The organism is Halomonas piscis (assembly GCF_031886125.1).
Taxonomy (GTDB): Bacteria; Pseudomonadota; Gammaproteobacteria; order Pseudomonadales; family Halomonadaceae; genus Vreelandella; species Vreelandella piscis.
The window spans coordinates 3,169,714-3,190,844 of sequence record NZ_CP119391.1 but is presented as its reverse complement, the minus strand read 5'-3'; the positions used below and the strand labels follow the sequence as shown (position 1 = coordinate 3,190,844).

At 53.0% G+C, this 21,131-nt stretch carries 15 protein-coding genes and 2 pseudogenes; 9 read left to right on the top strand and 8 right to left on the bottom strand.

Annotation, left to right across the window (positions count from 1 at the left end; all coding sequences use genetic code 11):
• Positions 1-15: 15 nt before the first annotated feature.
• From P1P91_RS14960 to P1P91_RS14945, 4 genes are all read right to left on the bottom strand, one after another.
• Positions 16-1,008, bottom strand: a complete 993-nt coding sequence (locus P1P91_RS14960; RefSeq protein ID WP_311883631.1) for an IS30 family transposase — start codon at positions 1,006-1,008, stop codon at positions 16-18.
• 330 nt (positions 1,009-1,338) lie between these two features.
• Positions 1,339-1,869 (bottom strand): porin, encoded by a 531-nt coding sequence (locus tag P1P91_RS14955; RefSeq protein ID WP_311885817.1) that lies wholly within the window; start codon positions 1,867-1,869, stop codon positions 1,339-1,341.
• A 6-nt stretch (positions 1,870-1,875) separates the two neighbouring features.
• Positions 1,876-2,331: a hypothetical protein gene (locus P1P91_RS14950; RefSeq protein WP_311883630.1), complete on the bottom strand. Its 456-nt coding sequence runs from the start codon at positions 2,329-2,331 to the stop codon at positions 1,876-1,878.
• Positions 2,332-2,596: 265 nt separating this feature from the next.
• Positions 2,597-2,989, bottom strand: a complete 393-nt coding sequence (locus P1P91_RS14945; protein ID WP_311883627.1) for a 5-carboxymethyl-2-hydroxymuconate Delta-isomerase — start codon at positions 2,987-2,989, stop codon at positions 2,597-2,599.
• 521 nt (positions 2,990-3,510) lie between these two features.
• Here P1P91_RS14945 and P1P91_RS14940 point away from each other — a divergent pair.
• From P1P91_RS14940 to P1P91_RS14920, 5 genes and pseudogenes are all read left to right on the top strand, one after another.
• The gene (locus P1P91_RS14940) at positions 3,511-4,488 is read left to right on the top strand and encodes an MBL fold metallo-hydrolase (RefSeq protein WP_311883625.1); all 978 of its coding nucleotides are present in this window, start codon (positions 3,511-3,513) and stop codon (positions 4,486-4,488) included.
• 93 nt (positions 4,489-4,581) lie between these two features.
• A pseudogene (locus tag P1P91_RS14935) lies at positions 4,582-5,783 on the top strand (transposase).
• 443 nt (positions 5,784-6,226) lie between these two features.
• The gene (locus tag P1P91_RS14930; RefSeq protein ID WP_311883624.1) at positions 6,227-7,546 is read left to right on the top strand and encodes an alginate export family protein; all 1,320 of its coding nucleotides are present in this window, start codon (positions 6,227-6,229) and stop codon (positions 7,544-7,546) included.
• A gap of 50 nt (positions 7,547-7,596) precedes the next feature.
• A complete protein-coding gene (locus tag P1P91_RS14925; protein ID WP_311883622.1) occupies positions 7,597-9,051 on the top strand; it encodes an APC family permease in 1,455 nt (484 codons plus the stop codon).
• A gap of 76 nt (positions 9,052-9,127) precedes the next feature.
• Positions 9,128-9,708 (top strand): annotated as a pseudogene (locus P1P91_RS14920) (IS5 family transposase); the annotation flags it as partial.
• Positions 9,709-9,810: 102 nt separating this feature from the next.
• On the opposite strand, the gene feaR reads toward P1P91_RS14920, so the two are convergent.
• From feaR to P1P91_RS14895, 4 genes are all read right to left on the bottom strand, one after another.
• Positions 9,811-10,773 (bottom strand): transcriptional regulator FeaR, encoded by a 963-nt coding sequence (gene feaR / locus P1P91_RS14915; RefSeq protein ID WP_311883621.1) that lies wholly within the window; start codon positions 10,771-10,773, stop codon positions 9,811-9,813.
• A gap of 662 nt (positions 10,774-11,435) precedes the next feature.
• Positions 11,436-12,899 carry a sodium-dependent transporter gene (locus P1P91_RS14905; RefSeq protein WP_311883620.1) on the bottom strand — a complete coding sequence of 488 codons (1,464 nt, stop codon included), beginning with the start codon at positions 12,897-12,899 and terminating at the stop codon, positions 11,436-11,438.
• A gap of 354 nt (positions 12,900-13,253) precedes the next feature.
• A complete protein-coding gene (locus tag P1P91_RS14900) occupies positions 13,254-14,939 on the bottom strand; it encodes an alpha-keto acid decarboxylase family protein (protein WP_311883619.1) in 1,686 nt (561 codons plus the stop codon).
• Positions 14,940-15,154: 215 nt separating this feature from the next.
• On the bottom strand, positions 15,155-16,588 hold the full coding sequence (locus P1P91_RS14895) for an aldehyde dehydrogenase family protein (protein WP_311883618.1): 1,434 nt from the start codon (positions 16,586-16,588) through the stop codon (positions 15,155-15,157).
• Between the two features lie 517 nt (positions 16,589-17,105).
• Between P1P91_RS14895 and hpaE the strand changes: the two genes are divergently transcribed.
• The 4 genes from hpaE to P1P91_RS14875 are packed head-to-tail and all read left to right on the top strand — an operon-like array spanning position 17,106 to position 21,128.
• The gene (hpaE, locus tag P1P91_RS14890; RefSeq protein WP_311883616.1) at positions 17,106-18,629 is read left to right on the top strand and encodes a 5-carboxymethyl-2-hydroxymuconate semialdehyde dehydrogenase; all 1,524 of its coding nucleotides are present in this window, start codon (positions 17,106-17,108) and stop codon (positions 18,627-18,629) included.
• 43 nt (positions 18,630-18,672) lie between these two features.
• Positions 18,673-19,551, top strand: a complete 879-nt coding sequence (locus P1P91_RS14885) for a fumarylacetoacetate hydrolase family protein (RefSeq protein WP_311883613.1) — start codon at positions 18,673-18,675, stop codon at positions 19,549-19,551.
• Positions 19,548-20,351 (top strand): 2-oxo-hept-4-ene-1,7-dioate hydratase, encoded by an 804-nt coding sequence (hpaH, locus tag P1P91_RS14880; RefSeq protein WP_311883611.1) that lies wholly within the window; start codon positions 19,548-19,550, stop codon positions 20,349-20,351. The genes P1P91_RS14885 and hpaH overlap by 4 nt, the downstream gene beginning before the upstream one ends.
• Positions 20,352-20,363: 12 nt before the next feature.
• Positions 20,364-21,128, top strand: a complete 765-nt coding sequence (locus tag P1P91_RS14875) for an HpcH/HpaI aldolase/citrate lyase family protein (RefSeq protein ID WP_311883609.1) — start codon at positions 20,364-20,366, stop codon at positions 21,126-21,128.
• Positions 21,129-21,131 lie beyond the last annotated feature (3 nt).

Genomic DNA, 21,131 nt, shown 5'->3' with positions numbered 1-21,131 from the left:
GTTTATAACCTGAATTCAACCAATAAGCGCAGCACCTGCGGTATTCAGTGCTCCAGAGTACTCCCCCAGGAACACCTGTGCCGGTGTTCGATAGCCGAGTCGTTTTCGGGGGCGGTCATTGAGCTTTCTCACCACCCTGCGTAGCTCGGCATCGGTGACTTGGCGGAAGCTAGTTCCCTTGGGAAAATACTGCCGAATCAAGCCATTGGTGTTTTCATTGGTGCCACGTTGCCCTGAGCAATAGGCGTCGCAAAAGTAGGTTCTCGCTGCTACGGCGCTCGCCACGGCCTGGTGCTCCGAAAACTCCGAGCCATTATCCAGCGTGATCGTTTTCACCGCACCTCGACGAGGCTTCAGCAGGCGGATCATGGCCGCTTTCGTCAACGCCGCTGTAATGCTGGGTAGCCGTGCCGCCAATAGATAGCCGCTGCGTCGCTCAACCAGCGTGACGATGCCTGATTGCTTATGTCCCTGAAGCACCGTGTCACCCTCCCAGTGTCCGATGTAGCGCCGACTCTTAACCTCGGCTGGGCGATGTTCGATACCTACGCGACCAGGTATCTTGCCAAGCCCTGCGCTTTTGGCGTGAACACGGTGCTTGCTGCGCCTCTTGGGCTGCCGGAGATGCTGCCAAAGCGTGCCGCCGCGGGCCTTGTCCTCCCAGACCAGGGAATAAATCCACTGATGACTGACGCCGATACCGGCCAACGGTGCCATGAATCCACTGATCTGCTCTGGGCTCCATTCTTCACGAAGTCGGTCGGCCACCGCTGCGATCAAGCTGGGCAAGCGCTTCGTCCACTTGCGGGCGGTACGTCGTCGGTGATCGCTGCAAGCCTGAGCCTGTTCAGGATCATAGCCACTGGCCGTCGCGTTGCGGCGCAGCTCACGGCTAATCGTGCTGCTGTGGAGCCCCAGTTCCCTGGCGATCTGTCGCTGGCTCCTGCCCAAGTCATGGCGGGCGTAAATCTGGTATCGTTGTGTCTGGGTCAGCTGTTGGTATCCCATGCTCTGCTTCACTTTGGTCGGTAAAGCAGGGAGGGTACCGGCACTGGCCCTCCTGCCTCTACCTTGTGGTCCAAAGTGCTGCAGTTATTCTATGAATTCAGGTAATCGTGCTGTTGCAGCTATTTAGCATCGACTAAATAGCAATGTCAGAGCTATTAGTGAATTGATACTGTGGCCTGTATTTAATGATAGACTAACAAATCCCCGTAAATGCCCAGCATGCCAGAACTTGGTAAATATTCACGGGGAAGATTGATCGATATGGCGTGTGTTGTACTTATTGCTTCTAGGCGTTCAATTTAAGGTTGGCTTCTACAGGAACTTCTTGCACTAGAAGCTTACGTTAAGACCACCCGAAACGTTATTATCAGTGCGGTCATAACGTGCCGCTTCTAGAAAGGCATAAACCTTTTTGTTGAAGTGATGGCGAACACTTCCCACAACGACATCATTGTCGAGATCGAGATTTTTATCATTTTCGGCATAGCCTGCTGATAAAGACCATTTATCGGTCAAGTCTGCTGAAATATTGATAGCCCACGCGTCAAAGTCGGAGCTGGCATTACTGTTTTCACGGTCATTATTATGTTCATATACGCCGCCCAGCTGAAACATGCCCAGGTCATAGCCGAGGCCGAATGAAGTGCGGTACAAGCTATCAATACCGGGACGCTTTATCTTGGTATGTCCAAGTCCAAAATTTAGTGGTCCCTCATTGTAAAGAAGACGTCCAGTATAGACGTCAAAGTCCTGATCATTTTGAGCGTCAACGGCTATTGCTGCACCAACAAATTGAAAGCCACCAAAATGAGGGCTTGCATAAGACGTTACATCACTAGCCTGCTCATTTTGGCCAAATATTGCATTCTATCCAGTTTGTCCATGAAAGCGGTTATATTCAAACACATCAATGTTATTATATATTTGATTCCAGAAGCCGGAAGGGACTCTGGGTTGGAATCCGATGCTGCCATACTTGGTTATTAGCAGGGCGCGAGCAGTACGCAGATAAATTTCACCATCATCCTGGCGGTAAGAGCCTGGAGTCCAAGTCTGCTCATCTACAGAGTTTATGGCATTTGCAAAATCTGCAACCATATCATAGCGTATACTTATATCATCATTTATTGTATAGCTCCCTCCTAGTCCTGCTTCAGCTTTGAATGCCCAAGGGTCTATATCTCGATTATCAACATTTAGCAAGCCTCCCGAAAACTCGCCTGAAAACATGGGCCCTGAATGTTGACTATTATCTTGTGCCAAACTGGGAAGAGTAGTCGTTAAGAAAAGTGGTGCGAGGGTCATGGACACTACTTTTTTCATTGTGATTTATTCCTTGTTAATTATATTTTGGTGTGTTGTGGATGTATTTAATGAAATTAATTTGTTGCTTTATTTTTATGCATGGTTAGATTCCTGCTGCGAACAGTTTTGGTGTTTTAGTTTTGTTAATAGCCTGCGGTTGTCGTTATCCGGAATAATTAAATTATCAGGATAGGCAATTCTTTTATAAAGTGTGTTGTTTTAGATATGTTGCTGATGTCTTCCCTATCTGAGGGTAGATGCCCATTTTTTAAATAGAGATTATTTACTCATCACTCTTTGAGAGGCGGGAGTGTATGGGAGTATCTTTCCAATTCAAGTCTGGGTCAATAATTCGGATTTCCAGCGACAGGGCAAAGTGCGAAGTTGCCAGTGGCTCTTTAAGAGCGGATTGAACAGCGGAAAATATCTGCTCACCCGCAGCTTTGAGTGTCTGCTTGTCTCGGCCGGAGCCAACCGACAAGGTAAGAGCAGCAAAGTTATTATTTTCCATATCATCAGCGACGATAGCGTAATCAGTAGCGTAAGCACGTACTCTAATGCCTGCTAATGGAAAAATACCTGCTTCTTTCATCGCTGTGTAAGCGGCACGACATACAGAGCCGATATCAACACTGGATGCCAGTTGGGAGGAATATTCTATTTTCAGATGCGGCAAAATTTAGCTCCATCTAATTTTATGGCTGTAAGGTTTGACGAAAGTAGGGGATCTGCTTTCATCAATATTGTTAACATGTTATGTATAACCTGACATGAAGGTAATGTCAATGGAGGCCAGCGTAAATGGTATAGCTATTCTGAAGCCTCCAGATTTCGAGTGAACCTGGCCGATCATTCAAAAAGTCTGTTGTCCGAGGGCTCATCATCAGATTTGACTATGATTCGTGCCAGTGACATCGTTGACTTCGGAACTGTTTTCAACCCGGATACAGGTGGCCAATGAGCCGATAGCCAACGGCGGCGTATAGATAGAAGTGGGGTTGAAGTCCGCATGGTGGGATGGTTCTGCGTGGCGATAGCAAGGCTCCGCTTATTCGCTTTTGTGACTGGGTGCGTGCCAAGTTTCTCGGTCGAGGAAGGCAGGGGTTCCTTCTAGTGCCATAGACCAGTAAGTTATATCAATCCAAATAGACCAAGTGATTAGTATTCTACAACATCAATAAACGAAAAGGGTTTTTCATGTCTAGATTCCAACTATTCAAAGGGCGCCTAAGCGCCTTATCATTGGCACTTAGTGCCAGCTTTTTTCTGCCAACTGCTTCGGCTGAGCTTGCTTCCAACAATCAAGACTCTACGCGCTTGATACTGCTGGGCACTGCTGGAGGGCCTTCTGCCAAGGCAGAGCGGGCGCAGCCCGCCAATGCTTTAGTCATCGGTAGCGATGTTTATATTATTGATGCTGGCGATGGAGTGGTACGACAGATGATACAGGCTGGTATCTCTCCACGTAATTTAAAGGCTGTATTCATAACCCACCATCATTCAGACCATAATGTGGGCTATTGCCCGTTGTTGGTGCGCAGTTGGGCCAGTGGTTTGCGCAGTAATATTGAAGTTTATGGTCCTGAACCGATACAAAAGATGACGAATGCTTGCATGACTCTGAACGAGTGGGACATCAATTTGCGCCAGAAAGATGAGGGTCGGCCCGACCTGACGCAGATGGTGAAGACTCATGAGATTACTGCTGATGGACCTCTTTACGAGGATGACAATATCGCTGTCACTGCCTTCCAGGTACCTCACGGCGCGGCCAAGCCCTCGTATGGTCTGCGCTTCGACACCGACGACGGTGCCATCGTCTTCTCTGGCGATACTTCCGGAGGTAGTAATCTCATCCAGCACGCCCAAGGGGCTGACGTTCTGGTTCATGAGGTCGTTAGTGTACCCGGAGTGGAAGCGCTGGTAGAGCGTATTGATCCGGGCAATGATGAGTTAGTGCGTCATATTGTGGAAGCTCATACGCCGCCCGATAAGGTTGGAGAAATAGCAGAAAGTATTGACGTTGATACCGTAGTTCTCAACCATTTCGTACCTACCGGAGGGCCCAGCGATAATGATCAAGCCTGGCATGATGCTGTCCGTGGCGAGTTCAATGGCAATATCGTTGTAGGCCAGGATCTGATCGAAATCCCGCTGAATAAAAGAGAAAAGTAATGGCAGCCCTCTGTGGGCTCTTCGTCGTTGGGTGTGGAATTCGCCGCCTGAGCTGGGTCAGGATATGACCTCGACGATGATAGGAGGCATGGCATGGACGGCACCCAGATTCTGACCCTCGGCCTGGGCCTGGTAGCGCCCTGGATGCTCAAGGACCAGCACCTGGATATGTCCGTGTCGCCTCACCGGCTGGACCTCTATGTGGAGGCCGAGCGGGGCAGTCTCTACCCCTGTCCTGAGTGTGGCGAAGTCTGCCCGGCTCACGACTTTGCCGACCAGACGTGGCGGCACCTGAACTTCTTCCAGCATCACTGCTACCTGCATGCTCGCGTGCCGCGCACCAAATGCCCTGAGCATGGCGTCAAGCGCATCGATGTGCCCTGGGCGCGGCCAGGGAGTGACTTCACCCTGCTGTTCGAGCAAGCCGCCATGTCACGGGTCAAGGAGATGCCGGTACTGGCCGTCTCCCGGCAGCTGGAGATCTCCGACAAGCGATTGTGGCGCATCGTGCATCACTACGTGGGCCGCATGCTGGGGAGCTGGACCTGTCCAGGGTAGCCACTGTCGGCGTGGACGAAACCGTGTCCCGGTGCGGCCAGCGTTATGTGACGGTATTTCTCGACATGCAGCGCAAGCAGGAGCAGGTCATCTCCGCCGTTCCAGGCCACGACAAGGATGCTATCGAGGCCTTCAGCGCCTTTCTGGCGGCACATGGCGGCGACCCCGACAACGTGGTCGACATCGTCTGCGACATGTCACAAGCCTTCCTGAGCGGCGTGGAGGAGCACCTTCCCAAGGCCGAGGTGCGCAAGAAGGAGCGCCGCGAGCAAGAGCATCCCAAATCACTGCGCCGGGCACTGCTGAAGAGCCTGGAAAACGAGAACGTGACGCCCAAGCAGCTGGCAGCACTTCAGGAGCTGGTGGCCGACCAAAGCACCACGGCCGATGCCTGGATCATCAAGGAGAAGCTGCGCTGGATCCAGAAGGCCCCGACGCCCCGAGCGGCTCGGTGGCGCATCACGAACTACCTTAAGGTCATGAAGACGGCAGTCTCCGAGAAGCCTCTCCTGAAGCCAATGGGGAAGGCGCTGGCAACACTGGAGCGCCACGCCGACGCGGTGATCAGGCGCTGGATCTCGGGGCTAACGAACGCACGGCTGGAAGGCATGAATGGTCTGTTCCAGGCCGCTCGGTCACGCGCACGTGGTTACCGGAACGAAGCCAACTTCATCGCCATGATCTACCTGATGGGCAGCCCGGTAGGCCGCCTGTTCGATCAAGCCAAATCCACATGAAACGACGAAGAACCCCTCTGTGGCTACTGTAGGTAAATCCACCAGGTTGTATACGAGAAGACTCGCCTGGCTAAATTGGTGGTTGACCATTCATACTGCCATCGATTGCGTTTGGTGGCAGCTGTACCGATGAAACCAGGCGGGGCCTGTTGTGTTCTTCTGTGCTCGCGTATAACCGTTCGTAGACCTGTTACTTAAAACCAAAAAATGCTTTCCTCCGAGGTAGCGAATCATGAAACAGAAATCGGTAAGGCAAAATAAGTGCCTGTTCTTTTAGAGTCTAGAAGCGTCAATAAGAACTTTAGGAAATGCTGGATAAAATAGAAAAAGTTTATTTTGGCAGATATGACAAAGAATCTGGCAAAAAAATACATGCATCTGTTTTGATTATAGGCCAAACTCGGTTCACATAAATACAAAAAAGATAAAACCGAGAGGACAAAATGCTGAGGAATTATTCAAAAATCGCGAGCCGTGCATTGGTTCTCTGCACACTGACTGCATTACCGATGGTGGCTTGCGCGCATGAATTGGCTAAAAGTGAGTCTGGGAAACTGAATTTAGATGTAGAGGCGCTAACAGGCTACTTTCACAGCCAGGAAAACTATGCCCAATCACCGAACCAGGCAGAAGGGAGTTCCAGCTGGCAAGAAGGCTTTATCAAATATGGCCTCAGTGGCCATCTCAACTTAGACGCTGGTCAGCTTTATGGTGCCTTTAACCTTCTTACCTCGATTGTCGATGGAGACGGCGACGCCGCTGGCTTTACCGATGGTAGCGAGCGGCTGACCGAGGTTGAAGATGCATATGTAGGCTGGCGTTCGGGAAGTCTATTTCCAGCTTTGGGTCATGATGGTGTCGATCTATCATTCGGCCGTCAACCGATCACCATAGGAAATGGTTTCTTGATGGCCGGCGATGCGCTCAATTTTGGCCACGGCATGCCGTCCGGCCTCAATCGTGGCGGTGGCTATTACATTGCAGCGAGACGCGCCTTCGACAGGACCGCCGTATTGCGGCTGGGCGGGAATGACGGCTGGCGTTCTGACCTCATGTGGATTAAGTCCGATAATCATGCACAGCAAGATGCTGAAATGGCTGCAGGCACAATTGAGCATGTGGATGATCTAGGAACGTTTGGCGCGAACTATATTGAAGTTATGGATACGGCGGATAAATGGGATAATGCCAGCGATCCGCGTGATGGCACCAAAACCACCACCCTGCGCTATGAAGGGAATGCGGGTGTTTCTGACCTGTATTTGGCCGGCGAATATGCCTGGCAGGAGCGCGATCAGGGCGACGAGAATGCCTGGTATGTAGAGACTGGCTGGACGTTTTCCGACATGGCGTGGTCGCCAACCGTTCATTATCGCTTCAGCCGGTTCTCAAAGCAGTTTGATTCGCTTTTCTACGGCAATACGCGAGACTACGGCACTTGGTTCCAGGGTGAGGTAGCAGGCAACTATGCCGGCCCATTTAATACCAATACCCAAGCTCAGATGGTTAGCCTCGAAGCCTTGCCAGCGGAGAATTTTACGCTGGGCATGCAGCTATTTGATTTCGACACGGTCAACAATGGACCGGGTTACTCCAATACCGATGGTCGTGAAGTAGATTTGTACGGCATTTGGGGCATCAATGAGCACTTGGCAATTTTGCCGTTGGTAGGGTTGTATAAACCAGGCAGCAGCAATGATACCCAGCTGGGTGGGCAAAGTTCCAACCTGTACAGTCAAATAATGGTGTCCATAACATTCTAGGTGTGTGTGACTATCGTTTAGGTTTTCGCCATAGATTGAGGAGGCTTGAAATGGCCCAGGATGAAATAGAATCCGTACGTAAGGAAAGGCTTGGGGTCTTTGCTATTGCGCTGATGATAATTGCCGCATCGGCACCTTTAACTGTCATTGGGGGTGGTGCCACTACCGCTTTTACAGTTACTGAATCGATTGCCGTGCCTATTGGCTATGTTGTCCTAACTATTGGATTGTCCCTGTTTGCTGTGGGGTATGCAGCCATGAGCCGCCATATCAGTAATTCGGGGGCCTTTTACTCCTATGCTGCGCATGGGCTGGGCCGGCCTATGGGGCTCGGTGTATCAATTGTCGCGCTAGTAACTTATAACTGTATGCAAATCGGACTGTACGGTTTGCTAGGATTCCAGGTAGCAGAATACCTCGGCCATAGTGTGCCTTGGTGGATCGTGGCAATGGGCTTTGTGATTATTGTGGGGGCCTTTGGTGTTAACCGATTGGATTTTTCGGCCAAGGTTCTGGGAGTTTTGGTAGCAATTGAGTTTTTAGTGGTCGCCATTTTTGATGTGGCTGCTTTTCATAATCCAGCCGAGCAGCTCACGGCTAAGCCAATTCTTCCCAGCGAATTATTTACACCGGGCATTGGCGCTGTTCTGGTTTTTGGTGTGGCTGCTTTTATGGGATTTGAACAAGCTGCCATTTACAGTGAAGAGGCGAAGGATCCCAAGAGAACCGTAGCTAGGGCGACCTTTGTTGCTGTGCTGGTCATTGGGCTATTCTATGCTTTTTCATCCTGGGCTTTGGCGCTAGCTGTTGGGCCAGAAAGAATCGCCTCCGGAAGTATTTCGCCTGAAGAAGCCGGCCCACCGATGTTCTTTGCATTCGTGGCGGCCAATTTAGGATCCTTTATGACAAATCTTATATCAGTGCTGTTTACTACAAGTGTTTTTGCCGCTGTTCTAAGTTTTCATAATGCTATTGCGCGCTATGTCTTTTCACTTGGTCGTGAAGGCATAATGCCATCCGTGCTCGGTAGATGCCGGACCAATGGTACGCCCTGGGTGGCATCGCTGGCTCAGTCTATTCTGGCAATCGCGGTTATTGCTGCCTTTGCCATTGCGGGTAGCAATTCCGGACAGGGACCATTGTATCCGGTCGTAACACTGTTTAATTGGTTGACTAATACGGGCGCGATGGGGCTTGTCCTGTTAATGGTGTTAATATCATTAGCGGTCATTGGCTATTTCAGGAAAGGAAAGCGTGATACAGGCCTGTGGTCGCGTTTAATAGCACCCCTGATTTCACTCGTAGTCATGATTGTGATCTATTATCTTATCCTCAAGAACTTCAATATTCTATTGGGTCAAGAAAAAGCGAGTACGGCGACATATATCTTGCCACTGGTACTGATTGTTCCTGGCCTTATTGGTGTTTTTTGGGGCTTTCTTCTCAAGCGAATTAGTCCGAGCGTTTATGCCGGTATTGGGCAAGTAAATCAGGATAATAGATAGCTTGATTAGGTTTTGTCTGAAAAGTCGGATTTGCTAATCTAGCCGATGTCGCAGCTGCATAGGTGGAGCATGGCAAATGGTAGGACGCTACGAACTCTCCGACGCAAGCTGGCAGATGGTCGAAGACATCGTGTCATCTCCTCAGCCCATGGGTCGTCCACGCCGAGATGACCGCCAGATGTTGAACGGGATCTTCTGGATCCTATGCTCCGGCGCGAAGTGGCGTGATCTCCCGGAGCGGTATGGTCCTTGGAAGACGGTCTATGACCGCTTCCGCCTGTGGCGCGATGACGGCACGTTCGAGGTGGTGCTGGAGCGCCTCCAGTTCAGGCTGCGTGAGGGTGGGCTGATGGATCTCGACACCTGGATGGTTGATGCCACATCGATCCGCGCCACACGTGCCGCCTCGGGAGGTGGCAAAAAGGGGGATCGGAAGAACCCGTAGACCATGCGCTGGGACGCAGCCGTGGTGGCCTGAGCACCAAGATTCACATGGTGTGCGACCGCCATGGCTGGCCACTAACGTTCACCGTATCACCAGGGCAGGAGGCGGATAGTCGCCATTTTATGTCTACCCTGGAGCAGATCCACCTGCCCGGCTCCCGGGGGCGGCCAAGGAAGCGTTGCCGTTTTATCGTGGCGGATAAAGGCTATGAATTCAGGGGTGAACAACCTGGTGGATTTATACAACCCGCTATTTTAATCTTCAGATTGAACCCAAGAATAAGTCAGGACACACCAGACTTGGGCCTAATGCTCTCAATGCTGATAAAGTGCTCGATATTGTGTAGGGCTCATGCCGAAATGGCGTTTAAACGCTGTGGAAAAGTAACTGGGATCAGAAAAGCCGCAGGCAAAACATAGGGAAGACAGCTGCTCTTCAGAAAAGCTTTGACGCAGTCGCTGAGCACTCAGAACCAGGCGTCGATCTCGGATATACTGTGCCACAGGCAGTTTACGAGCTGCAAAGATACGATATAGACTACGGACTGACACTCCCACTTCCGAGGCAACACAGGCTGGTGTCAGGTTTGGGTCGTATAGTCGATCATTGATAATAGCTACTGCCTTATCAAATTTTTGCTTGTGAGGCGCCACACTTTCTTTGCCAACCAATAGCGGTTGTAGCAGGGTTAGCAGAGCAGTGATGATTGCTTCACCATCCTCGGTATCTGTTGCATTCTGTGGTTGAGTTGAGCTCGCAATCATCTGATAAGCCAAATGGCCTAGGTGTGATTGGCCACTGATACGTTGTGTGTAGTTGATATGGCTACGACATAGCGTGGTCTCTAGCGTATCACGTGGCAGGACCAAGGATATTTGACGGGACATTTTATCAAATTGGAATCGGCACGGCCGACTGGCATCAAGCAGCATAATATCACGCGGATCAAGACGAGCTCGATAATTGTTCTGTTCCATGTAGGCATAGCCATTGACCTGAAAGATAGCGTAGTAATGTGCAAAATCGTCGTTCGATACATCTCGTCTTGTTCGGTAAAGCTGGGCGCTACGCGCATTCACGCAAGATAGGTTGAGGCTGTTGTGCTCAAAAGTTTTTATATTGCCACAGAATTTTTCGCTCAGTGAGTGAGCCTGGAAGTGTCCACATATCTGATTGAGCTGATTAAGCCAGTCGTCTAAGTCTCTAATACCCAAGGCTCTATTTTCCTGATGTGTTCTTGTTTTCATAATATCGCCCTTGAAATCTGAATGTGTCATAAATATCTTCTCTTATAGTTCTATATATCGATCCGGATTTATCGTAGGGCCATGGGTTGTAGCTTGTGTCTCCAGATATCCATCATCGTTTTAGCAGTGCTCATGGCGGCACAAGCTGCTCTTACGGTGTAACCCTAGTGCTGCAGTCTTAATTTATGGTTGCGCTCGCTCATGGATTGCCATCCAAGCTTGCTGTTGCCGGCGGTGGCAGAGAAGAAAGGCGCCAATCTTATTTTCAATGCGGCTGGCGGTACCACTATACTAGCGTTGTCCTCCAGCCGAGCGCTGGCCTTTCTTGATAAATCCGGTCTCGTCCAGGATCGATGGCCCACTAGCGGAGCACATCGCGTGCTGCATCTACATCCCAGCGAACACGATCCAACAAATATTGCACCTCCGTCCGGGACCTATCACCGAGCCACTCAGCAAGATGCCAGCTATTCTTGCGGTCGCATTGGCTGAGTAGCCCCTGAAAGATAGCGTAGGGCATGAGCGCCCCTCTCAGAGCCCGAAAAGAGTAGGCCCAACCGATCTGCCGTTTCAGCCAACAAGGCCGAGATAAAGAAATCCAGTCCTTGCATTTTCTACCTTAATAGCGGGGGGCTGTGTTCGCTTTCATATCAACCACATGCATTATAATTTATTCAGTTACGGCTGTAGTACTAGCGCGCTGCCGACGCCCGGCCAATCCGGGGGCTGAGCGCCTCGCCGGCCACCACCATGACCACCAGAATGCCCAGCAGCCACGGCCAGTCCGCCGTTATGGTGACCTGATAAAGCCCCAGCGCATTGATAAAGATCACCACGATGCCCAAGGGGCTTACGTAGCGCACCATAAAAAGCCAAACGGCATAGAGCGAAGGCGGTAGCGAAAGCTCGTCACGAAACGTTTCGTTTTTAAGCACAAAGCCCGCCAGCACCACCATGCCAAGCCCGCCTAGCGGCATCAGCAAGCGCGAGGTCAAGTAGTCGAGCCAGTCAAAGAAGTTTTTGCCCAGAAGCGTCCAGTCAGCGCCAATGTTGAACGACAACATTGCTAGGGTGCTGACCAACCACAGCACGATACCCGCGCTCCAGGCGGCCTGGGGGCGCGACAGCCCCTTGTTGTCGCACAGCCAGGAGAGCGTGGCCTCGATCATCGAGATCGACGACGTCAGCGCGGCCATGGACAGCATGATAAAAAACAGCAACCCGAACAGGGTGCCAAAAGGCATCGACTGAAACGCCAGCGGCAGGCTCATGAAAATCAGCCCCGGGCCTTCGCCCGGGTCCATGCCGTTGGCGAAAATCGCCGGGAAAATGGCCAGCCCAGCCATCAGCGCCACAATGGTATCGGCGATGGCCACACCGATGGCGGTTCGCCCGATGGAGGCACTTTTGGGCAGGTAGCTGCCGTAGGTCAGAATCGCGCCGGAGGCGAGCGACAGGGTAAAAAAGGCGTGCCCCAGCGCTGCCAGCATCCCCGCGCTTGACAGGCTGCCGGCGTCAAAGGCAAACAGAAAGCGTACCGTCTCGATAAAGCCGCCGGAAAACAGCCCGTAGATAATCAGCAGCAGCAGCATCAGCACCAGCCCTGGCATCATCCAGCTGACGCTTCTTTCGATGCCTTTCTGCACCCCCTTGCCGACGATGAACATCGTCGCCACGGTCACTAGGGTACTCCAGAAGCCCAGATTGAGCGGGTTCTGGTTGTTGGCGGTAAACACCGCCACCATGTCGTCCACGCCTGTGCCGCTGATGCCGCCGGTGAGCATCTTCCAGACGTAGGCGAACGACCAGCCGGCCACCACCACGTAAAAGGACAGAATCATAAAACCGCAGATCATTGCCATCCAGCCTACCAGCGACCACATTGATCCGCGGCCGGACTCGTTCACTACGCGGCGAACGGCGTCCACCGGGCTTCCGCGCCCGCGGCGTCCGAGTGAAATTTCGGTCATCATCACCGGCACGCCCACGGCAAAGATGCACATCAGATACACCAGTACAAAGGCGCCGCCGCCGAACTCGCCAGTAATATAGGGAAACTTCCAGATGTTCCCAAGCCCCACCGCCGAACCGGTGGCCGCGAGTAAAAAGCTCCAGCGGCCCTGCCACTGGACGCGTGGTTGTTGTGACGTTGTCATAGGTACTCCGTTATTGTTATTGCTGACTGTTTTGCGGCCATAGCCCTATGGCTTATGTGCCGTATTGTAAGCAATCCTACTCGCCCCTATAGCGTCGCGTCCATGGCCTACCCCAGCCTCCGGATAAAGGGCTACAGAGCCGCGCCCTCTCCCCTACCACCGGCTAGTTTCCCGATCTGACTGACGCTGCCAATGAACTTATTAATGGCGAGGCTACAGAGTCATTATGACGCCGAACGCCCCTGAAACTGACGCCCGGCCGTTAATCAAGGAAGGCTACGTTGTCCGCGCTATCCTTCCCCGGCCTGAAGGCCGGGGCTTGTTGCGCTATTGGTTAGTCGTAGTCTGCGGGCATCATGGATTGCGCGGACCCGTCGGGCCGTAGTCGAAATCAGCGACAGATGGGCCGAAAGCCTTCAACCCTGCCGGAGCGTCTTTTGGATCGAGCTGCAGAACCAGAAAAGCGCCGTACTCGGAAGATTCGATATGCGCGAGCGCATCGTCGAGTTCTTCATGGGTGGATGCGTGGTATGAACGCATCGTCGTCTCCGCGTCGAAGATCTGCGGCAGGCGCCCGTAATCCCAGGCGGCGACATCGTTATAGGTGCGATCCATCCCGAGTATCCAGCGTTCGATCGTGTAACCGGCGTTGTCGATCAGCACGATGATCGGCCGCTGATCGTGGCGCAGGATTGACGACAGTTCCTGTGCGGTGAGCTGGAACGAACCATCGCCGATGAAGAGCAGATGCCGACGCTCCGGCGCCGCAAGCATGCTGCCGAATAACGCAGGCAGCGTGTAACCGATAGCCCCCCAGATATTCGACGCCACATACGCCGTGTTCGAGGGCAGGCGTTGACTGGAAAGTCCGATATTCGACGTTCCGGCCTCAGCAATCACAACGTCGTCCGGACGCAGAAATTCGGCCATGCGCGGCCATAGCCGTGCATGGGTCAACGAATCGCTTGCGTTGCCCGGCTCTTGCTGAGGCGATACGGCGGTTGGCATGTCAGCAGCAGTGTCGGTCGTTGAGTGCTCAGGAAAGGTGTCGACGAGGAGCGCGAGTAGTTCAGAACCGACGACCCCTTCGTAGTAGTCGGGGCCGACCGTCACGCGGTGGTTGCGAATATCCACGACCGATTCGAATGGCAGCTGCGCGGTAAAGTTACCCGAGTTACTCTCAATGAACCGCGGCGACGTCGTGATGAGAAAATCCGCAGACTCAATACGCTCGCGAACGTCGGCAAAAGAGGCCTCACCCGCGTAGGTGCCAAGAAACAAGGGGCCGTTCTCATCGAGCAGCGCCTTGGCCGTCGGCAACTGCGCATAGGGAATGCCGGCGCGATCGGCGAGTACACGCAAACCCTCGATCAGGTCGTGACGATCTGCGTCCATGTCAGTGAGAATTGCGGGACGTTTTGCAGACGCGAGTTTCTCTTGCACATGAGCAAGTGCCGCTGCGAGCCGCTCGGGATCGCTGGCCGGCATGCGCACGTCAAACGGCGTATCTGGCGCCTCGATCTTTAGGTGCGATACGTCGGACGGGATCTGGATATGCACTGGGCGCTGCTTGCGCAGGCATAAATGCAGTGCGCGGTCGATTTCCTCGACCGCGTTTGTCGAGTCGATATGGACAGCGGTCACGGTGAACGGCGCCATACTCAAAAGCATGTTGTCGAAGTCGCCGTCCGCCAACGAGTGATGCAGCCGAAATCGATTCTGAGTCGCAAACAAGGGCGGTGCGCCACCGATCGAGAAAACCGGCAAGTGCTCGGAGTTCGCCCCGGCAATACCGCATAGCGCGCTGAGCTCTCCGACGCCGTAGGTTGTCATCAATGCGCCGATTCCGCGGCGCCGGGCATAACCGTCCGCGGCATAGGCAGCATTCAGTTCATTGCATGCTCCGACGAATCGGATCCCGTCCATGTCTTCGAGTTGTTCTAGCAGGTTGAGGTTGAAATCGCCAGGCATTCCAATTACTTCAGTCACTCCAGCCTGACGCAAACGTGTAAAAAGAAATTCTCCGACTGTGGTTTGCATATCCCGTACCTATAACGTTATGTGATCTAGCTGTAGGGTCCTTGGTGATCAAATAAATGATAGAAGTCACTCTCTTCTGATAGCAAGAGAACTTCTAAGTGGCTGTTCATAACTAATCGTGCCTTCTTGACGTAGCACTTGAACAGCCACAGACGCTTCCAGGCGATCGGTGGGCCTACTATTATGCGTCAAAATATCTGAGCAGCCACTTATGCTTAATGATGAATTACATGCTGTAAAGCGACCTGTTTAAGGCCTTCGATGCCGAACTCTACACCTTGGCCGGATTGTTTAATGCCGCCAAAAGGCATTCGTGGATCAACCTGGCCATGCTTGTTGATCCAGGTGGTACCGGCTTCCAGCTGTTGAGCCACTGCCTGTGCCCGTTCAGGATCTGGTGTCCAGACGGAGGAACCCAAGCCCACGGGTAGGCTATTGGCCCATTCAATAGCCTGGTCCAGTGTATGGTAACGGATGATGGGCAATACTGGCCCAAACTGCTCTTCGGTTACTAATGGATTGTTATTGTCGATGTCGGCTACGAGGGTAGTCGGATAGAAATAGCCTGCCTGGTTATCTTGTGGTAGCTCGCCGCCCATAAGCACGCGAGCGCCGCTATCCTTCGCCGCCTCGACCAGCCGTTTGACGATGTTCAGCTGCTGGGCGTTTTGCAGTGGGCCGAGGAGGTTGCTTTCATTTAGCCCGGGACCCATCGGTATCGTCTGGGCGAATCTTTTCAGCTCTTCGCAGACGTCCTCATAGATTGAATCGTGCACATATAGACGTTTTAGGCAGGCGCAGGTCTGGCCGGTATTGATGAAGGCGCCCCAGAAAAGGTCAGCAGCGATTGCGGTCGGGTTAGCGTCATCCAATACAATGCCGGGATCATTGCCGCCTAGCTCCATGGTAGTGAGCTTGAGCGTGCTGGCAGCCGCTTTGATAATGGCTTTGCCGGTCTGTGTGGAGCCTGTGAACATGATCTTGTCAATACCCGAGTGGGTCGATATAGCTTCGCCGACCTCACGTTCACCGGCTACTACCTGCAATAAGCCTTCCGGCAGCACTGAGTTGATGACATGAGCCAGCGCTAGTACCGATAGGGGCGTGTACTCGCTGGGTTTGAGTACGACAGCGTTGCCCATACGCAGGCTGGGAGCGATCTGCCATATGGATATCATCATTGGCCAGTTCCATGGGCCGATAGCGCCGACTACGCCCACAGGTCTGTAGTACATAACGGCCTTACCAGAATCGTCATCAAATAGCGTTTCGGGCTCCAATTTAAAGCTGGCTGTGGCACGCAACCAGTCGATACACGCCTGGACCTCAAAACGAGCATTGGGGCCGTTGAGGGGCTTGCCCTGTTCGCGTGACAGCAGCTGGGCCAGCGATTCGGCTTGCTGCTCAATAGCATCGGCGATCTGCATAAGGATGTCGCACCGCTCGCTGCCGGCTCGCTCAGCCCATTTTTTCTGGGCGTTACGCGCAACGCTAACGGCCTGGTCGACGTCTTTGGCGTCCGGCTGTGGCGCCCAGCCGACAATTTCCTGTGTGGCTGGGTCACAAATTTCACGGCCGCATTCAGGCAGGTCGAAATGCTGCCTCAAGGCTCGGGGTGACAGGTATTCAGTACTCTGTTCGGCGCTCATGTTTATCTCCCATCGCTGAATTCAGGCGATGCCTTTTAGCGTGCTAATGAAGGTTTGAGGGCTATGCTATGGCCATTTCTCAGACCGGATCAAGCATTGTAACTACATCAGGGCAGGGAAGAGGGAGGATTGATATACGACTTTTGTTTAACACGTTAATCATTGACATTCGTTTATCTGTTTAACATGATAAGTAAATTGACAAAATCACAAAAGTATTTGTATGTCGCACTTGACCACGAACATTCAGCCAGCATCGATATGGATTGCCTGTGCAGTGCATTGGGTGACAGGCTTTTGGGTACCGGCTAGGTTATAGCTTGCGTCGTTTGTTCAGGCCATGCGTTGCGAGTGCTGCTGCTTGGCTATTGCCGGAAAAAAGCTGTACCGATAGCCCTAGCTAGCTATTTGAAATTGCGAGTATTTCCTCGTCGCTGAAGGCTTGAGAATTCCCGTAAATCTTCAGTGAAAGCAGAAACTATTTCATTGAATACATCAGTTATATGAAGGAGCAGTCATGTCCACACTTGAACAGAATCTTGCCAAGGCAAATGCTTACCTGGAACGCTTCAAGAATGATGGGGTGTCCAACTACATTGATGGCAGACCCGTTCCCGCGGCCAGTGGCAAGACATTTGAAAGCGTCTCGCCCATCGATATGGCGCCGCTGGCCGATGTGGCCCATGGCGATGCTGAGGATATTGATCGAGCTGCGAAGGCCGCCAAGGATGCGTTTGCCGAGTGGCGCGACATGGATGGCAAGAAGCGCAAGCAGATCTTACACAACGTGGCCGATGCTATTGAAGCGCATGCAGAACAGATTGCGTTCACGGAATGTATGGATACTGGTCAGTCGCTGCGTTTCATGGAAAAAGCAGCCCTGCGGGGCGCCGGAAACTTTCGCTTCTTCGCCGATCGGGCCCCCCAGGCACGAGACGGTCAAGCCCTGCAGGCGCCCAATCAGCTCAACGTGACCTCGCGTTCACCAATCGGGCCGGTGGGGTTGATCACGCCCTGGAATACGCCCTTTATGCTGTCTACCTGGAAAATCGCACCGGCATTGGCAGCCGGCTGTACGGTCGTGCACAAGCCTGCTGAATTTTCGCCGTTGACCGCGCGTCTGCTGGTGGAGATTGCTGAAGAGGCCGGTTTGCCTAAAGGGGTTTGGAATACCGTTAATGGCTTCGGTGAAGGCGCCGGCAAGGCACTGACCGAGCATCCGGATATCAAAGCGATTGGTTTCGTTGGCGAAAGCCGTACTGGCCAGCTCATTCAGAAGCAGGGAGCAGATACGCTAAAGCGCTTTCACTTCGAGCTGGGCGGCAAGAATGCTGTGGTGGTGTTTGAGGATGCGGACCTGGACCGTGCCGCAGACGCTGCTATTTTCATGATTTACTCGCTCAACGGCGAGCGCTGTACCTCGTCCAGTCGTCTACTGGTGGCCGAGTCAGTCTATGAGGAGTTTACTGCTAAAGTTGCCGAGCGCGCGGCCAATATCAAAATCGGTCATCCGTTAGATCCGGATACAGTGATCGGTCCGCTGATTCACCCCTCGCACGAAGAAAAGGTATTGTCCTATTTCGACATAGCCCGCGAAGAAGGCGCGACCATTGCCACGGGAGGTGAAAAAGCCACCGACGGTGAACTTGGCAAAGGCTGCTATGTGCGGCCAACGCTGTTTACTAACGCTAATCAGTCAATGCGCATTGCCAGCGAAGAGATATTCGGACCGGTACTGACAGCTATTCCATTCAAGGATGAGGCCGAGGCGCTGGCTCTTTCCAATGCCGTCGAATATGGTTTGGCCGGGTATGTCTGGACCTCGGATGTTACGCGTGCACTGCGATTCTCCGACAAGATGGAAGCTGGGATGATCTGGATAAACTCCCAGAACGTACGTCATTTGCCAGCACCGTTCGGCGGCGTGAAGTACTCCGGCGTGGGGCGTGATGGGGGTGATTGGTCGTTCGATTTCTATATGGAAACCAAAAACGTTGCCTTTGCCACGGATGCTCACAGCATTCCTAAACTGGATAGCTGAACAATCTCGAAATTGTGTCATTTTTTCAAGGAGGCATCTAGATATGGGCAATGTAACCCGCCCGCGAGTGGCAAGTTTTACGTACCAGGGCCGCCACAGCTATGGCCTGATCACTGACCAGGGTGTTGTGGATCTGGGGCAGCAGTTTGCCGATCGCTGGCCTACGTTGGACGATGTGGTGGCCGATGACTGTCTCGACCAGCTGGTCGAAGCCGGTAGTAACGCCACACCTGATATCGCTCTGGCGGATATTGAATATCAGCTACCCATTGCGCGTCCGGGAAAGATCATCTGCGTGGGTGTGAACTACCCTAACCGTAATGCCGAGTACAAGGACGGTCAGGCTCAGCCGGATTATCCGTCGCTGTTCATACGTTTTCCGGAAAGTTTTGTTGGTCACGAAAAGTTGATCATGAGGCCTCCGGAATCCGAACAGCTGGACTATGAAGGCGAAGTGGTGCTGATCATCGGCAAAGAAGGCCGTCGCATTCCGCGAGAAGATGCGCTCGATCATGTATCGGCATTGACGCTGGCTAACGAAGGCACTATCCGTGATTGGGTACGTCACGCCAAGTTCAATGTTACCCAGGGCAAGAACTTTGATCACACGGGTGCCATGGGGCCTTGGCTGGTGCCATTCGAGGATGAGAGTCAAATTGCCGATATTCGGTTGACCACGCGCGTCAATGGGGAAATCCGACAGGATGATAGAACCATCCATATGATGTTCGATTTTCGGTACCTGATTAATTACATCTCGACGTTTACCACACTCAAGCCTGGCGATGTCATCGTTGCCGGTACGCCCACTGGCGCCGGTGCACGCTTTGATCCACCCGTATGGCTCAAGCCCGGTGACCGTGTGGAGGTTGAGGCCGACGGCTTGGGTACGCTGGCGTGCACGGTGGGGGACGAGCAATGACGTTGACCGCCGACCAGATCGACGCTGCTGCGGCTGATCTGATTCAGGCTGAGGCCGAGCGGCGTCAGATCGGGCTTTTGTCACAGCGTCATCCCGGTATGACGTTGGATGATGCCTATGCGATTCAGACTCGCCTGATGGATTACAAGCGTGCTGCAGGTAGACGCATCATTGGCTGGAAGATCGGTCTGACATCCAAGGTTATGCAGGATGCATTAGGCATTGATACTCCTGATAGTGGCGTGCTGTATGACGACATGTGGTTCGAGTCGGGAGCGGTAGTTCCGCAGGCACGTTTCATTCAGCCGCGCATCGAAGTTGAAATTGCCTTCGTGCTTAAAGCGCCGCTGGAAGGTGAGGTCACACGCGAAGATGTATTGGCTGCCACGGACTACGTAGCTCCGGCCATTGAAATTCTTGATACCCGCATTGTGCGAACCGATGTTGATACCGGCCAGCGTCGCCTTATTACCGACACGGTCTCGGATAACGCTGCCAATGCAGGCATTGTGCTTGGCGATAAGCATCACGGCCCTGAGGCTCTGGATCTCCGCTGGGTGGGTGCCATTGTCAAGAGCAATGGCGATCCAGTAGCGACCGGCCTGGGTGCCGGTGTACTGGATGATCCGGTGACTGGATTAGTCTGGCTGGCAAGACGTATGCAGGACTATGGGCAGCGTATGGAAGCCGGGCAGGTGGTGCTGGCAGGGTCTTTCATTAGTCCTATTGAATGCCCGTCGGGTACCGAGATTCGCGCGGACTTCGGCCATTTTGGCCGGATTGCCATCGATTTTGAATAGCAGGTCAACACTATGGCAGCCCCTATTAATCAATTTAAAGCCCAGCTGGTAAAGGGCCATCAGCAGATCGGTCTGTGGGTCGCTAGTGGTGATCCGACCGTGGCCGAGATCTGTGCATACGCCGGTTTCGACTGGCTGGTGATCGACGGTGAACACGGTCCCAATGGCTTGCGTGATGTTCTGGACCAGCTGCGAGCCGTGGGCTCGACGTCCCAGCCTGTGGTTCGGATCAAGGATCATCGTCGCGCCGATATAAAACAGATGCTCGATATTGGCGCGCAGACTCTTCTAGTTCCCATGATAGAGTCGGCCGAGCAGGCTCGTGAGGTTGTTGCCTCGGTTCAATATCCTCCGGTTGGTAAGCGCGGTATCGGCGCAGCGTTGGCAAGAGCCTCGGGTTATAACACTTTCGCGGATTATCTGGACACAGCTGATGAGCAGATATGTCTGCTGCTGCAAGTGGAGTCGCAAGCTGGTATCCAAGCATTGGATGATATTTTGAACGTGGACGGTGTCGATGGCGTATTCATCGGTCCGGCCGACCTGGCTGCCGACATGGGGCATCGTGGCAACCCTAATCATCCGGATGTGATCGCTGCTGTTGAGCAGGCTATTCGCAAGATTGTGACGGCCGGTGTACCGGCCGGTATGCTGTCGTCCAACCATGAGTTCGATCGACGCTGTTTGGACCTGGGCGCAACCTTTGTGGCCGTAGGCAGTGATGTTGGTCTGCTGGTTAAGTCGGCTCGTGGTTTAGCCACTGAGTTTAATAAGTGAATA